The sequence below is a fragment of the Enterobacter cloacae complex sp. P16RS2 genome, assembly GCF_014982155.1.
GTDB lineage: Bacteria > Pseudomonadota > Gammaproteobacteria > Enterobacterales > Enterobacteriaceae > Enterobacter > Enterobacter cloacae_M.
In genome coordinates, this window is record NZ_JADCKW010000072.1 from 1 (window position 1) to 321 (window position 321).

Genomic DNA, 321 nt, shown 5'->3' on the forward strand with positions numbered 1-321 from the left:
ATACAGACTAAAACTCGATACTTCTTTTCATTAAAATATGGCTCTTTGCGGGAAATAATGAAAAAGAAATGGGTCAAATGAAGCACATTACAATGAAAAGATTATTTTATGACATCTTATATTGTAGTAACCACTGTTGCCGTTGTGATGGGGTTGATAACGTTGAGTCTGATTAAAGTTTGGATTAGCACGTCGAACAATCCTGACAATCTGTGACCTTACCGCAAGCCGCTTAAAGCGAGGCCACTTCCGTTTCTGGTAAATCAATGATAACCAGTGTACCAAAACTGCCTGTTTCTACTGGACTGACCCCACGCCCGT

1 protein-coding gene is annotated in these 321 nt (G+C 39.9%); it reads left to right on the top strand.

Annotated elements, in window-relative coordinates; genetic code table 11:
- Window positions 1–108: 108 nt before the first annotated feature.
- Window positions 109–216 (top strand): YnaM/YnfT family protein, encoded by a 108-nt coding sequence (locus INF68_RS23555; protein WP_353511636.1) that lies wholly within the window; start codon window positions 109–111, stop codon window positions 214–216.
- Window positions 217–321 lie beyond the last annotated feature (105 nt).

Coding starts and splice junctions, on each gene's coding strand:
- INF68_RS23555 (WP_353511636.1), top strand. CDS start 109: ATGACATCTTATATTGTAGTAACCACTGTTGCCGTTGTGATGGGGTTG.